The sequence below is a fragment of the Bradyrhizobium sp. genome (assembly GCF_035570375.1).
Classification (GTDB): Bacteria; Pseudomonadota; Alphaproteobacteria; order Rhizobiales; family Xanthobacteraceae; genus Bradyrhizobium.
Genome location: NZ_DATMLW010000011.1, coordinates 1 through 13949, shown reverse-complemented (window position 1 = coordinate 13949; position 13949 = coordinate 1). Strand labels below are relative to the sequence as shown.

12 protein-coding genes and 1 tRNA gene are annotated in these 13949 nt (G+C 60.4%); 9 read left to right on the top strand and 4 right to left on the bottom strand.

Annotated features, from left to right (window positions below):
- On the bottom strand, window positions 1-2034 hold a 2034-nt coding region (locus tag VNX23_RS01330), incomplete at its 3' end, for a xanthine dehydrogenase family protein molybdopterin-binding subunit (protein WP_325627189.1).
- 97 nt (window positions 2035-2131) lie between these two features.
- Window positions 2132-2617 carry a (2Fe-2S)-binding protein gene (locus VNX23_RS01325; RefSeq protein ID WP_325627187.1) on the bottom strand — a complete coding sequence of 162 codons (486 nt, stop codon included), beginning with the start codon at window positions 2615-2617 and terminating at the stop codon, window positions 2132-2134.
- A gap of 583 nt (window positions 2618-3200) precedes the next feature.
- Between VNX23_RS01325 and VNX23_RS01320 the strand changes: the two genes are divergently transcribed.
- A complete protein-coding gene (locus VNX23_RS01320) occupies window positions 3201-5243 on the top strand; it encodes a methyl-accepting chemotaxis protein (RefSeq protein ID WP_414642934.1) in 2043 nt (680 codons plus the stop codon).
- A 104-nt stretch (window positions 5244-5347) separates the two neighbouring features.
- Here the strand turns inward: VNX23_RS01320 and VNX23_RS01315 are convergent, their stop codons facing one another.
- Entirely contained in the window at window positions 5348-5725 is a 378-nt protein-coding gene (locus VNX23_RS01315) for a DUF3175 domain-containing protein (protein ID WP_325627184.1), read from the bottom strand.
- Window positions 5726-5897: 172 nt separating this feature from the next.
- Between VNX23_RS01315 and VNX23_RS01310 the strand changes: the two genes are divergently transcribed.
- From VNX23_RS01310 to VNX23_RS01300, 3 genes are all read left to right on the top strand, one after another.
- Window positions 5898-7406, top strand: coding sequence for an MFS transporter (locus tag VNX23_RS01310; RefSeq protein WP_325627182.1), 1509 nt, complete (start codon window positions 5898-5900; stop codon window positions 7404-7406).
- Between the two features lie 81 nt (window positions 7407-7487).
- Window positions 7488-8243, top strand: coding sequence for a trehalose-phosphatase (gene otsB / locus VNX23_RS01305; RefSeq protein WP_325627191.1), 756 nt, complete (start codon window positions 7488-7490; stop codon window positions 8241-8243).
- Window positions 8244-8393: 150 nt separating this feature from the next.
- Window positions 8394-9854: an alpha,alpha-trehalose-phosphate synthase (UDP-forming) gene (locus VNX23_RS01300; RefSeq protein WP_325627180.1), complete on the top strand. Its 1461-nt coding sequence runs from the start codon at window positions 8394-8396 to the stop codon at window positions 9852-9854.
- Between the two features lie 34 nt (window positions 9855-9888).
- Here VNX23_RS01300 and VNX23_RS01295 read toward each other — a convergent pair whose 3' ends face one another.
- Entirely contained in the window at window positions 9889-10224 is a 336-nt protein-coding gene (locus VNX23_RS01295) for a hypothetical protein (RefSeq protein WP_325627178.1), read from the bottom strand.
- A 205-nt stretch (window positions 10225-10429) separates the two neighbouring features.
- Between VNX23_RS01295 and VNX23_RS01290 the strand changes: the two genes are divergently transcribed.
- The 5 genes from VNX23_RS01290 (at window position 10430) to VNX23_RS01270 (ending at window position 13699) form a co-directional block, all read left to right on the top strand.
- Window positions 10430-10519, top strand: a tRNA-Ser gene (locus tag VNX23_RS01290).
- Between the two features lie 96 nt (window positions 10520-10615).
- Window positions 10616-11578, top strand: coding sequence for a hypothetical protein (locus VNX23_RS01285; RefSeq protein ID WP_325627176.1), 963 nt, complete (start codon window positions 10616-10618; stop codon window positions 11576-11578).
- Window positions 11579-11597: 19 nt separating this feature from the next.
- Window positions 11598-11942 carry a helix-turn-helix transcriptional regulator gene (locus VNX23_RS01280; protein ID WP_325627174.1) on the top strand — a complete coding sequence of 115 codons (345 nt, stop codon included), beginning with the start codon at window positions 11598-11600 and terminating at the stop codon, window positions 11940-11942.
- A 1129-nt stretch (window positions 11943-13071) separates the two neighbouring features.
- The gene (locus VNX23_RS01275; protein WP_325627172.1) at window positions 13072-13359 is read left to right on the top strand and encodes a hypothetical protein; all 288 of its coding nucleotides are present in this window, start codon (window positions 13072-13074) and stop codon (window positions 13357-13359) included.
- A gap of 85 nt (window positions 13360-13444) precedes the next feature.
- The gene (locus tag VNX23_RS01270) at window positions 13445-13699 is read left to right on the top strand and encodes a hypothetical protein (protein ID WP_325627170.1); all 255 of its coding nucleotides are present in this window, start codon (window positions 13445-13447) and stop codon (window positions 13697-13699) included.
- The last annotated feature ends 250 nt before the right edge of the window (window positions 13700-13949 follow it).

Here is a 13949-nt window from a genome sequence, read left to right as displayed (position 1 = left end):
GACTTGGCCCTCGACGATCATCGGGTTGACGACGGTGCCGAAATCATCGACCGCGACCCAGTTGGCGATGTGGGTCGCCCCGGTGTCCGGATCGATCTCGACCTCGCAAATGTGGCAGCCGGCCGGGAAGGTGAAGTTGGTCGGATCGTGGAAGGCGCCTTCCTTCAGGCCGGGCTCGAGCTCGGCGCCGGCGAACTTGTGCGCGATATAGGCGTTGAGCGTCACCTCGCCCCACGCGGCGGACTTGTCGGTGCCGGCGACCGTGAACTTGCCGTCCCGGAACACGATGTCGGCCTCGGCGGCCTCCAGCAGATGCGAGGCGACCTTCTTGGCCTTGGCCTCGATCTTGTCGAGCGCCTTGGCGATCGCCGTCATGCCGACGGCGCCGGAGCGTGACCCGTAGGTGCCCATGCCGAACTGCACCTTGTCAGTATCGCCATGAACGATCTGCACCTGGCTGATCGGGACGCCGAACCGCTCGGCGACGAGCTGGGCGAACGTCGTCTCATGACCCTGGCCGTGGCTGTGCGATCCCGTGAGCACCTCGATGGTGCCGACCGGATTGACGCGGATTTCCGCAGATTCCCACAGGCCGACGCCGGCGCCGAGGCTGCCGACCGCCTTCGATGGTGCAACCCCGCAAGCCTCGATGTAGCAGGAGAAACCAAGCCCGCGCAGCTTGCCTTCCGACTTCGCCTTTGCCTTGCGCGCTGCAAAGCCGGCATAGTCGATCGCCTTCAGCGCCGCGTCGAGCGAGGCACCGAAATCGCCGGCGTCATAGGCCATGATCACCGGCGTCTGATGCGGAAATTGCGTGATGAAATTCTTGCGGCGCAGTTCTGCCGGGTCGACCTTCAACTGGCGCGCCGCCGTCTCCATCGTCCGCTCGATCAGGTAACTCGCTTCGGGCCGTCCCGCGCCACGATAGGCGTCGACCGGCACCGTGTTGGTATAGACCGTGATCACTTCGGCATGGATCGCCGGAATGTTGTACTGGCCCGAAAGCAGCGTCGCGTAGAGATAGGTCGGCACCGCCGACGAGAACAGCGACATGTAGGCGCCGAGATTGGCGTGGGTTTTCACCCGCAAGCCCAGGATCTTGTTGTCCTTGTCGAACGCCATCTCCGCCCTGGTGACATGGTCGCGGCCGTGGGCGTCGGTAAGAAAGGCTTCGGTTCGGTCGCCGGTCCATTTCACCGGGCGACCGACCTTCCTGGAGGCCCACAGCGCCACCATTTCTTCCGGATAGATGTAGATCTTCGAGCCGAAGCCGCCGCCGACATCCGGCGCGATCACCCGCAGCTTGTGCTCTGGCGCAATGTTGTAGAACGCCGAAAGCACGAGCCGCGCGACATGCGGATTTTGCGAAGTCGAATAGAGAGTGAAATGCTCTTCGGCCGCGTCGTATTCGGCGACTGCTGATCGCGGCTCCATTGCGTTTGGCACCAGGCGATTATTGGTGACTTCGAGCGTGACCACGTTGGCCGCCTTGCTGAACGCATCCTTGACGGCGGCTTCATCGCCGATCACCCAGTCGTAGATGATGTTGCCCGGCGCTTCCGGGTGAAGCTGCGGGGCGCCCGGCTTGATCGCGGCGCGAATGTCGGGCACGGCTGGAAGTTCCTCGTAGCTGACGACGACCGCTTCGGCCGCGTCCTTGGCGAGGTTCTTGCTCTCGGCTATCACGACCGCCACCGCCTGGCCTACGAAGCGCACCGTCTCCGGCGCCATTGCCGGCCACGCGCCCATTTTCATCGGCGTGCCGTCCTTGGAGGTGATCGCCCAGCCGCAGATGAGGTTGCCGACCTTGTCGTCGACGATCTGCTGTCCGGTCAAAACACCGAGCACGCCCGGCATCTTCATCGCTGCCGAGGAATCGATGCTCTTGACCTTCGCATGCGCGTGCGGACTGCGGATGAAATGCGCATATGTCATGCCCGCAAGCTTTATGTCGTCGACATACCGCCCCTTACCCGTGATGAAACGCCGGTCTTCCTTGCGCACCACGCTGGCGCCGATACCCTCAACACCCATTGCATCTCTCCCTGTCGGACCGCATGACCTTTGTCGCGGAAGACGCCGATCGCGGCCGGTTTGTATTTCGAAAGTCCTTCAATGCCGCTCAGGCTGATTATTCTGCCGCCTGCGCAACTTTCATGCGGCCGGCCGCGTCCAACACCGATTTGACGATATTGTGATAGCCGGTGCAGCGGCAGATGTTGCCTTCCAGTTCTTGGCGGACGGTGGTTTCGTCGAGCTTGCCGCCGTGGCGGTGGACGATATCGATCGCCGACATGATCATGCCCGGTGTGCAATAGCCGCATTGCAAACCATGATTGTCGCGGAATGCGGCCTGCATCGGGTGCAGTTCGTCGCCCTTGGCGATGCCTTCGATCGTGGTGACATTGGCGCCGTTGGCTTGTCCCACGAGCACCGTGCAGGATTTGACCGCCCGACCGTCAATGTGCACCACGCAGGCGCCGCACTGGCTGGTGTCGCAGCCAATATGGGTGCCAGTCAGGTTCAGATGATCGCGCAAGAGATGGACAAGAAGGGTACGGTCCTCGACCTCGGCCGAGACCGCTTTACCGTTCACCGTCAGTTTGATGGTTGACACGCCTCTACCTCCCGAATGTTTTTATTTGTTTGGATTAGAAGCGCGAGGAAGAGACTTTGCAACTAGGATTTTCGTCTCGGAAGTGTCTTGTTGCCGTCAGATTTGCTTGATTCTGGTCCCTGTGCTCAGCGCCGCTCAGGCAGGCGGCAGGACGGCCGGTGCCCAAAGCCTCGCACCGCCCGTGGGGGTGCGCGCGCGCCCCCGCGTTTTTCACCCATCGACTTTGGCCGGTTATGCGCCTGGGCCGTCAGGGGGCGGACCGCCACATCAAGCGGGAATGAGTTCGACTTCGTCCTGCCCGCTGCGACGGAGGAGTGCTATGCGCCGGAATGTGTTTGCCGTTGTGGGAAGGTGATGATGTGCGCGCCGTTGTCGCAGGTCCGGAACGGGCAAATATCGGCGTTGCCAACCCCTCCGGCGCCCCGATGGCATGAGGGACATATATAGAGTGTCCGTTTCAGGGGTGGCCCTCTCAATTTACGACCTCTTATCCATTCTACTCTAGGTTTGCGCCGGGCTGGATCCGGAGCCAGTGGTTTTCCGGTTTCGCCGGGTCTTGGAGTGACGGGGGTCAGAGGTGAAGTTGACGAAGCGCGTCCGGTCGCGATCAATATCGCTAACGCTCCCGACCTTGCGATTCCGCGGCAAAATCATGCTCGGTTTTGTGTTCGTACTCGCCATCTCGGCGGTCAGCATGGGCATGGCCTATATGGGATTCGAGCGCGTTTCCTCAGGCGTGGTGGCGTACCGCAACAGCGTATCGGAATCCGAATCGGCCCAGAAGATCGACCGCGAACTGATCGAATACCGTGCGCTGGCACGATATTATTCGGTGACCGGGAAAGAAGACGACGCCAAGGCTGCATTGGCGGCCGAAGCCGGCCTGAAAGAGGCCATCGAAAAATCGATGAGGAGCACGGCGAATCCGGCGCGCATCAATCAGGTCACGCGCCTCGCCCGCGAATTCCGCGCCTTCACCAAGATCTTTGCCGATGTCGTGAAGGTAAAGCATGACACCGAGCTTTTGACCCAGAACCAGCTCATGCGCAGCGGCAATATGCTGCGTTACAAGCTCGACGACCTGCCGAGCGGTGTCGAGGACGATTCCGAGCTTGCGGCCGTCACGCTCGCTGCGAAGAAGGTGGCTGCGCAATTTCAAACCGCAAGCGCGCTCGCCAATACCTTCGTCGTCAATTCCGACCAGTCGGTTGCGGCCAGCGCGATGGCGCGTCTCAAATTCGTCGAGACCGCGCTGCAGGCGATTCCGTCGGCCGACGCAAAAATTGCAGAGGCCGTCAAGGAAGCCGCCAGGCAGCTTGAAGAGTATCAGCAGGCTTTGTCCAAACTGATCGACAATGCCAAGGAAATCGACGAGCTTTCCGTTGAAATGACCGATTCCGCGGCGGCGATCATCAAGGCGTCGAACGCAATGAAGGCGGATCTGCTGTCCGATCAACAACGGCTCGATTCCGGATCCGACGCTGCCATCAGCGAGACGGAACGTCTCGTGGTGGTTCTCGCCGTCGGCGGCTTTCTCCTGGGCGGAATACTGGCCGTGGTCCTGGGCAAGGGAATTTCCAGACCGATGATCGCGATGTGCAAGGCGATGCGGGAACTAGCCAACGGCAATTTCGAGGTCGTTCTGCCCGGTCTCGGCCGCAAGGATGAGGTTGGCGAAATGGCCGCCGCCGTCGAGGAATTCAAGGTGAGGGCGATTGCCAAGGCCGAGCGCGAAGCAGCCGAGCATGATGCGCAGAATAGAGCCAGCGCGGCGGCGCGGCGTTCGGAGCTTATTCGCTTCGCCGACGAGTTCGAGGCGACCGTGGGCAGCATCGTCGCCAATGTTTCAGCATCAGCCGTCCAGCTCGAGGCTGCTGCCGGCACATTGACGCGAACCGCGGAAACCACGCAGACGCTGTCCAGCCAGGCCGCAGGCGCATCGGAAGAGGCTTCAAGCAACATGCAATCGGTTGCGTCGGCGACCGAGGAGCTTTCCGCTTCGGTCGACGAGATCGGGCGGCAGGTGCAGGAATCGAATCGGATCGCGGAAGCCGCCGTCCATCAGGCCGAGCAAACCGACACCCGGATCGGCAAACTGTCGCGCGCCGCACAGGAAATCGGCGACGTGGTGAAATTGATCACGGCGATCGCCGAGCAGACAAACCTTCTGGCACTCAATGCCACCATCGAGGCGGCTCGCGCCGGCGATGCCGGCCGGGGCTTTGCCGTCGTTGCCTCTGAAGTCAAATCGCTTGCGAGCCAGACGGCAAAGGCGACCGACGAAATCTCGTCGCACATCACCGGCATGCAGGGCGCAACCCAGGAGTCGGTTGCCGCCATCAAGGAGATCGGCGGCACCATCGCGCAAATCTCCTCGATCGCTTCGACGATTGCGAGCGCGGTGGAAGAACAGGGGTCGGCGACGCAGGAGATCGCGCGCAGCGTTCAAACCGTCGCCCTCGGCACCCACGAGGCGGCGGCCAATATCAGAGAAGTCAATCGCGGCGCGACGGAGACGGGCTCCGCATCGGGCAATGTGCTGGACTCGGCGCGCTCGCTGTCGACCGAAAGCAGCCGGTTGCGCGAGGAACTGGCCCGTTTCATGACCAATATCCGTGCGGCTTGATCGCAGACGCGAACGACCACGCGGGTTTGCGCAATCTCGTAAAGCCCAGGATTTGCTCTGCCGTTATTCCAACAATGAGCCGTCAGGCTCGCGCGATCACGCCGTCACTCCCGTCCGAACTGGCGCCTGAGCTCGACCTTGGCGCGTTCCAGCCGCGTCCGCTGCGTCTTTGGTAGCGTCTTGCCCGCGCGATTGATGTAAAAGGTCAGCATCGAAACCGCCGAGCGATAGGCGCCGGCCTTGCGGCGCGAACTGCGTTCCGCGGAACGCTTGAGCGAGGCGGCGATCCGCTTCGGATCGCGTTGCGCAAAGACGCCAGCTTGCAAGTCCAGGGCGTCGCTCTCTCGCGTGACGCGCTGTGACCAGCGCTTCGATGCCATCTTGCGACGGGTCGTCTTTCGCGCTTTTGCCGTCGCAGCCCTTCGCCTTGAATTTTTTCGTTTCGTTACAGCGCGTGAAGCCGATTTCCGATGTGCGGTCATGCCATTTTGTCCGGTTTCGATGCGAACCCGCTTGTCGACGATTGGTTCCTTCGCCTAAATGCTGGAACTTAAGGCGCCGGAAAGACATTGATATTGGCCGTTGACGGTATTCAGGGGCTCAAACAATCCGAAACGTCACTCCCGAGACTTCTCGTTACGTTGGTTCGGTCCGATGGATTTGCTGCGACGGCAGGGCGATGTGACGGTTGCCGCAACCTCCTCCGCGGCAAATACCGATGATCGCCTCATCGAGACCAACATTCCGTTCCGTCTCGACGCACTGTACTGGGGCGGCTTCCATACCCGCGTGGTTCTGGCGCTGGGCATCACCTGGATTCTTGATGGGCTTGAGGTGACGCTCGCCGGCGCGCTGTCCGGCGCATTGAAGGAAAGCCCGACCCTGCATTTTTCCAATTTCGATGTCGGGCTCGCCAACAGTTCCTATCTTGCAGGCGCGGTGCTTGGCGCGTTCGGCTTCGGCTGGCTCACCGACCGGATCGGCCGCAAGAAACTGTTTTTCATAACCCTGGCCGTCTACCTGACCGCGACCGCTTTGACCGCGCTCTCCTGGAGTGTCGAAAGCTACGCGCTGTTCCGCTTTCTGACCGGCGCAGGTATCGGCGGAGAATACACGGCGATCAATTCCACCATCCAGGAGCTGGTGCCTGCGCGCTACCGCGGCTGGACCGACCTCGTGATCAACGGCAGTTTCTGGATCGGCGCGGCGCTCGGCGCGGTGAGCGCCATTGTACTGCTCGATCCGCAGCGGCTCGCCGTCGACGTCGGCTGGCGCCTTGCTTACCTCACCGGCGCCTGCCTCGGGCTTGTTGTGTTCGTGATGCGGATGTGGATTCCCGAGAGCCCAAGGTGGCTGGTGATCCATGGCCACCCCGATCGTGCCAATGAAATCGTCGCCGAAATCGAGCGCACGGTAACGGGTCAGGTGCAGGACCAACCAACTGAACAGGTATCACCTCAACGCGTCTGGCCGAAGCTCAAGCTTAGGATGCGCCATCACACGCCGCTGCGCGAGGTTGCGCATACCCTGTTTACGCTTTATCGGCAGCGCTCGCTGGTCGGCATGGCCTTGATGGTCGCACAGGCATTTTTCTACAACGCGATTTTCTTCACGTTTTCGCTCATCCTGATCGAATTTTACGGGATCCCGTCGGACCAGATCGGCTGGTACATCCTTCCGTTTGCAGCTGGAAATTTCCTTGGACCCCTCGTGCTCGGCCGACTGTTCGACACGTTGGGGCGTCGCGTCATGATCACGCTCACCTACGCCGTCTCCGGGGTTCTGCTCGCGATTACCGGCTATCTCTTTTCGATCGGCGCATTGAGCGCCGAGAGCCAGACCATCGCCTGGATGGTAATTTTCTTCTGCGCGTCTCCGGCCGCAAGTGCCGCCTATCTCACCGTGAGCGAGACTTTTCCGCTTGAGGTCAGGGCTCTTGCGATCGCGCTCTTTTATGCGGTGGGGACCGGAATCGGCGGCGTTGCAGGCCCGGTCTTGTTTGGCTTGCTGATTGATACCGGCTCGCGCGGTAGCGTTTTTGCAGGCTATCTTTTCGGCGCGGTATTGATGGTGGCGGCCGCCATGATTGCGTGGCGCTATTGCATCGCGGCCGAACGCAGAACGCTGGAATCGATCGCGCGGCCGCTCGCCGTGGTGGAGTAGAATGTGAGAAAGAAGGATTTGGCGGGTCAGAAATCGGCCGAGGAACGTGTGCAACGCATCGGGGAAGTTTCGCCGAACTTGATGGTGGGCGAGTTGGCGCAGCACCTCGGCGAGTGTGCCATCCTGCTCGACATCGATGGCACGCTGCTGGACCTCGCGCCGACCCCGCGCGAGGTCTGGGTGCCGCCGGGACTGGCCAACACCCTTATCCGTCTGAGCGACAAGACATCAGGCGCGCTCGCTCTTGTCAGCGGGCGATCGCTGAACGATATCGATCTGATTTTTGCTCCGGATCAATTTCCGGCCGTCGGGGGTCACGGTGCCGAGATGCGGCTCTCGAGCGACAGCGAAGCCGTGGCGACGCATGCGCCGCCCATGGACAAGGAATTGAAACGCCGCCTCGCCGCTATCGCCAGACTGAGCCCGGGCATTTTGCTCGAGGACAAGGGCTATTCGCTGGCGCTTCACTACCGGCTGGCGCCGCATGCGGAGAAAGCGATCTACGAAGCCATTTCCCTGATCAGGAACGAGCTGCCGCATGCGCCGATCGAGGTGCTGCCGGGAAAATGCGTCTTCGAAATCAAGCAAGTGGGCTTCGACAAGGCGATGGGCGTTCGCGAATTGATGCGGCGCGAGCCGTTTCGAGGGCGGCGTCCGATATTTATCGGCGATGACGTTACCGATGAATCGGTATTTGTCATCATGCCTGACCTTGGCGGGCTTGCCTTCTCGGTGGGACGGCGGGCAGAGGGTGTAGCGGGCCATTTTGACGAGCCGCGTGACGTTCGTGCGTGGCTCGCGCGTCTGGTTGACGGCGAAGCTGCGGCGAGAGAGTGACCGCGTACGCGGCAATTTTCTTTCCCCGGCAGCACCGTTTTCCGATCATTGCTGCGCCCGATTTTGGTTTCAATTGGTTGAAAAAGTGACCAGGAACCATATTGATGAATAACAGTTAAACAGGCGACCGATGCACCGGAGGGGAGCGTTGTGAACCTCGTCGTCGTTTCAAATCGCGTTTCGCGCGGTAATATCAATGAACCCATCACCGGGGGACTTGCGGCCGCGTTGCTGCCGGTGGTGGAAAAATCCGGTGCGATTTGGGTGGGTTCCAGCGGCCGCGTCCGCGAAGGTGCGCAGAAGGAACCGTTCGCCGAAGTCGAAGCTCTGGGTACCGGCGCGCTGGCGATGCTCGATCTGCCGGCCGCGCATTACGGCGGGTATTACGAAGGTTTTGCCAATTCCGCGCTCTGGCCGGCACTTCATTCCCGCGCCGATCTGATCCGGGCCTCGCAGGAAGACTATCTTTCCTACCGGGAAGTGAATGCCTTCATGGCGCGCGCGCTGTTGCGCTTCAAGAAGCCGGATACCGTTTTCTGGGTTCAGGACTATCATTTCCTCGCGCTTGGCGGCGAACTGCGTGAACTTGGCGTTACCGAGCCGATCGGCTTCTTTCTGCATACGCCGTGGCCGGCGCGTGACGTCATCGAAGGCGTGCCCCACCATCGCGAACTGGTCGAGGCCATGCTGGCCTATGACCTGATCGGGTTCCAGACCAAGGATGATTGCGAGAATTTCCGCGCCTATCTTTGCTCTTCTCCCGGTTTCAAGATCAACGGCGATGTCGTCAGGTCGCGCCACGGCAGGACGCGCATGGCGGTATTTCCGATTGGCATCGACAACGAAAAATTCGCGCGGCAAGCCGCGAAGGCCACGTCGCATCCCGATGTATCGCGATTGCGTCGAAGCCTGAACGGCGAGAAGCTCGCGATCGGGGTCGACCGGCTGGACTACTCCAAAGGGCTGGTCAACCGCATCAAGGCGTTCGACCGGATGTGGACAATGCTACCCTCGCTGTCGCGCACGGTGTCGTTGCTGCAGATCGCAACGCCCTCGCGCGGTGGAATCGAAGCCTATTGCCAGCTGCAGAATGAACTCGCAAGGCTCATCAGCGACGTCAACGGCCGGCATGGCGAGGTGGACTGGACACCGATCCGATATCTCAACAAGGGTTTTGGTCAGACTGTGCTGGCGGGGCTTTATCGCACGGCCCAGGTCGGTGTCGTCACGCCCCTGCACGACGGGATGAATCTGGTCGCCAAGGAATATGTCGCCGCCCAAAACCCGGCCGATCCCGGCGTGCTGGTGCTTTCGAAATTTGCCGGTGCGGCCAACGAACTCGAAACGGCACTTCTGGTCAACCCCCACGACATCGATGGCATGGCGCGGACCATTGCCGTCGCGCTCTCGATGCCACTGCTCGAGCGGCGCATGCGCTGGGAGGCGATGATGGCGCGGCTTCAGCGCCGATCGATCCAGCAATGGTTCGCCGAATTCGTCGATGCGCTACGCGAGGCCGGCGGCGACAGGGAGCAAACATTGCCCGCGAGCGAGCCGCCGATCCTGTGGCCGATTCGTTCCGCGAACTCCAACGCGCGGGCAGTGACCTGAAGGTCGGCCTGCTGCGGCCTTCGTCAGCGAAACATCAGTAGCAATACGAAACGCCGTCGAGAATGGCGCAGCGCGTCTTGTTCGGTGCCTTCGGGTCGTCCAGCGGCACGACGCCCTTACCTTGGCCGACGAATACGCCCGATCCGACGTGCACCGACGATTTGTTGCCGATGATCACGCTCGGATGCGGCGACGAACTCGACCGCGTACCGTCGGACCAGATGATCGCATCGCCCGAGAGTTCGCCACGCCGTCCGTCATCGCAGGCCACGGCGGACCCCTCGCGGTGACAGACCTGCGCGAGCGCGCTTCCGGCATGGCCAAAGGCAGACAGGACAATCGCAAACATCAGAGTCCGCCTGGTCGTCATCTTCGCCTCCGCTTGCTCGATTGAAAGTGTGTCTGAGATGTCGCCAGTTGCCTGATCTCGGTTCAAGGTGCCTGCGCCGAGGCGGCCCGGTTGCCCGAACATATCCGTAAAATCACCAAGTAACTTCAATTGGTTGCCGAAATAGCGCGTCTCGCGCTTGCTGTCCCTTGCAAAACTGGCGCCGCCCCTTCAAGAGAGGGCCTCCGGAGAGATGGCCGAGTGGCTTAAGGCGCACGCTTGGAAAGCGTGTGTGCGGGAAACCGTACCGTGGGTTCGAATCCCACTCTCTCCGCCATTATAGCTTGAAATCATTATATTATTTTGATTTTTGGCATCACACCCATCGTGCAACCCATCAGTTGCCGAATGGTTCGATGGAGGGATGCCTCAGGTGAAAAAGCTGTTGAACCTAAAGCCGTGGCTGACCATTCCAGATGCCGCTCGTCATCTAAGCATTCTATTCGGAGAGGATGTCAGCGAAGCGGACGTGTTGCGGCTCGGGTTGGACGGGCACCTCAAACTCTCGGTTTATTTCGTCAACGGCGCCCGCGGTCGTTGCGGACCTGCCGTCCGAGCCGAGGATGCGAAACGGACGGTGCGGGAGGAAAATCCTAAGGATTGGGTCGGCCTGACCGACGGTGCGTCGGCTGGCAAAGGTGAAGAGGATTTCTGCAGTTGTCGTATGGCGTGCCGCTCCGCGACCAGCGAAACAGAACTGCTCGAGGTTATCAACGATTTGATCGGCCTAACAGGAAGTTCGTCGGCTAACGAAGGTGAAAAATTATTATCGGTCTCGCTTCACGGCCTGCCGCTCGGCGACGGCAGGGTACTGGAGTATGTTCGCGAAACAGAACTGCTCGATGGTATCTGGGATTTGACAATGCTCGGTCACGAGCGTCTGGAGATCGAGCAAAGGTATCAGCTTCTGACGGAGGGTCCCGACGTCGATATGGGCTTTCGTGATGGTCCGCTAGACTATCCAATCGTATCTCGGGAAGACGGCATCTACTGTCAAATTTACGAGCCGCGCGATGCTTCTGACCGTTATCACCCCGCTGATGGCCTCCCTGCCGATGCCGTGATCGTTGTCCGAACCTCCGCGCTTCATGATCTGGAAGCGCGACTGTCGGAGCCGGACCGGAAAGCCGAAAAACCGCTCGGTAAGCGCGAGCGCGAGACACTGTTGGTTATCATCGCAGCTCTAGCCAAGATGGCGAAGATAGACGTCACTAGGCCGTCTGCCGCCGCTGCGGCAATTGGAAGCCAAACCGACCTGATGGGCGCCGGCGTCTCCCCCCGGGCCATCGAGGACCACTTGAAGCGCATCCCCGGCGCCCTAGAGGAGTTCAAGTAACCCATCCGCAATTGCGTAAATGGGGCGTCGCAATTGCGACATGCGCATTGCGAATCGCCATCTTGTCCATGTCGCACCAACCCAACTCAAGAGGTCACGCGACATGGCAACAAATCCCGAAACGTATGGCGCGATGCCGGCCACCGGCTATTTGCGCCAATCCCAATTGATCCCGGCGATCTTCCCGTTTTCGTCGGCAACTCTCTGGCGAATGGTGAAGGCAGGGACCTTCCCCCAGCCCGTCAAGCTGGGGCCGCGCATCACCGCTTGGCGCGTTGAAGACATCCGAGGTTTGTTGGCTGGGCACCAATCCTCATCAGCCCGGGTCACACCGACGTCTAAATTCGCTCGGAACGCTCCCTAACCCCATCAACAAAAAAACCGGCCGCACGACTCTTTCCTTAGCGGGGATCAGCGTGCGCACCGGGTCAACGATTGGAGTTACCTATGCCGACATCGCAATCATTTCCTCAATCTTCAACTCGATCTCTTCTCATGGAGGCAAACGCCGCCGCGCGATTGCTGGCGCGAGGTTTCGCTGGCTCCGAAGGAAAACTCGCAGCGGGACCAGAGCGCCATTTCGCGGCAGCCGTTTTTGCGATGGCGGTGCCGACATGAACGCGCGCGCCAGTCACCGTTCGGCTAAATGCTCTAAGTCCGAAGAGGCCGACGATTACCACGCCGTTATCACCCATCTGAATGACAGGTGGCGGGTCGTCGTCTGCGCCGCCGGCGTCCAGTGGGTTTTGCAGCGTCGTCGCGGAGAGAGGCGCGGGACAGCGCGCTGGGAGGGTCGGAGCTATTGCAGGACCGGCCAGGCATTAAATCGGCTCTCCCGTAGGCACGCTGGCGCCATTGACCCCACCGCGGCCGCCATCCTGGCCTCGCTGCCAGAGCGGATCGAGAACGTCCATCGGGAGGCGCGGTTATGACACCTCGCACGATTTCTGCATCGACGGTCACCATCATCAACATCGACACATCCTGACCGGCCCACCTCGAGGATGAACGGCGCATCTGTGCCGTGCGCCCCGTGAAAGCAGCCGGGGCCAAACCATGGGATCCGACCGTGGGGGGAGAAGCCGGGGGAGAGCCCGGTGTACGCCGAAAGAGCAAAGTGTGCAGAGTGAGGCACGCCGCGCCAGAGACCCGGCCCACAGAGGAGCCGGACGTGACACATCGTTGGTCGACAGCGATGTGTTGCCGCCGCCATTAAGCAATTAACGAGGACGCGATGAGGACCGACAGGATGACCCCGGCCCGCACTCAACAAGTAATTGAGCAGATCGTAGATCGACGCGCGCACCGTACAGGTGCACGGCTCAGCTCGTCTCAAGTGTCACGAGACCGAGAAGCAAACCTTGTCTTCCCGCGTGGGAAGGCGAGGTGCGCCCGACGGTCTAGCTGAACTCAGTGTCACTGACTCCCAGAAGGGGGGAGCGCGGCGGTGACGGCTGGGACAAGATGTGAAAACAAATGATGGAGATGAAGAGATGTCTAAAATCGAACAAAAAAAGAAGAGCAGTGCCGACAGAAAGATTGCCAAGTCGCTGCCCGAGCGCGCGCGTGAGGCTGAGGAGAAATGGCGAGTGGAGCAACGCCTGAGCAAGGGGTTACATCGCAAGGGCAATGCGATAGCGCAGGAGCGTCGGCGGAGCGCTGAATGTCCGAAAGAGCCGAGGGCAAATGTCCGATATCGTCGCTATTGCAAAAAGCGACTTGGCAAATTGGGCGCGGCATCCAAGGTGCGGGTCATTGATCCTGTTGGTGCGGTGATCTGACGAATTGATGTTCTCGAGCGGGCTGGCCTTCTGAGACCAAACGACCCGTACCACCTGAAGAATCGTTCAAAAACGGAGAATTTCTATGACTTACGACAGTGATGAGTATCGCAAGTTGATGGAACAGCGTTTTGCCGCTGGCGAGTTAATCAATCCCGCAACGGCAGAGGTTGCACGTTGGCACGCTAATTATTTCGATCCATATGGCGACGGATTGGAATTGTCGGACGAAGCGGTCTGTCATGGCCGCCAATTGTTCGTGAGGCCCCCGGAAGTGACTCTTACGTGTTTATCAATGATCTGCCCGAGGGCACACAGGATGAAATTCGACGGCGAATAGACGACGACTACTACGCAAAGACGGTGACTAATGGCTGGTGGGCGCATTGACCCGCGAACCGGTGAGGCAAACGGGGTCTGCTATCGTCTGCTGGGATTCTGGGACTTGAAGCTAATGCCTGCACTTAGAAACCAGCGCCAAGAACTATTCGCTCACGCCCTCGCTCAAGGCAAAACCGCGGATAAAGCATATGAAAACGCTGGTTATAGGCGCAACAGACACAATGCTTCCCGCTTGAAAACAAACGAAA

Bases quoted from the DNA above. Each gene is read 5' to 3' on its own strand.
- VNX23_RS01315 (WP_325627184.1), bottom strand. From the start codon at position 5,725: ATGACCGCACATCGGAAATCGGCTTCACGCGCTGTAACGAAACGAAAA.
- VNX23_RS01310 (WP_325627182.1), top strand. From the start codon at position 5,898: ATGGATTTGCTGCGACGGCAGGGCGATGTGACGGTTGCCGCAACCTCC.
- otsB (WP_325627191.1), top strand. From the start codon at position 7,488: ATGGTGGGCGAGTTGGCGCAGCACCTCGGCGAGTGTGCCATCCTGCTC.
- VNX23_RS01295 (WP_325627178.1), bottom strand. From the start codon at position 10,224: ATGACGACCAGGCGGACTCTGATGTTTGCGATTGTCCTGTCTGCCTTT.
- VNX23_RS01280 (WP_325627174.1), top strand. From the start codon at position 11,598: ATGGGGCGTCGCAATTGCGACATGCGCATTGCGAATCGCCATCTTGTC.
- VNX23_RS01275 (WP_325627172.1), top strand. From the start codon at position 13,072: ATGTCTAAAATCGAACAAAAAAAGAAGAGCAGTGCCGACAGAAAGATT.
- VNX23_RS01270 (WP_325627170.1), top strand. From the start codon at position 13,445: ATGACTTACGACAGTGATGAGTATCGCAAGTTGATGGAACAGCGTTTT.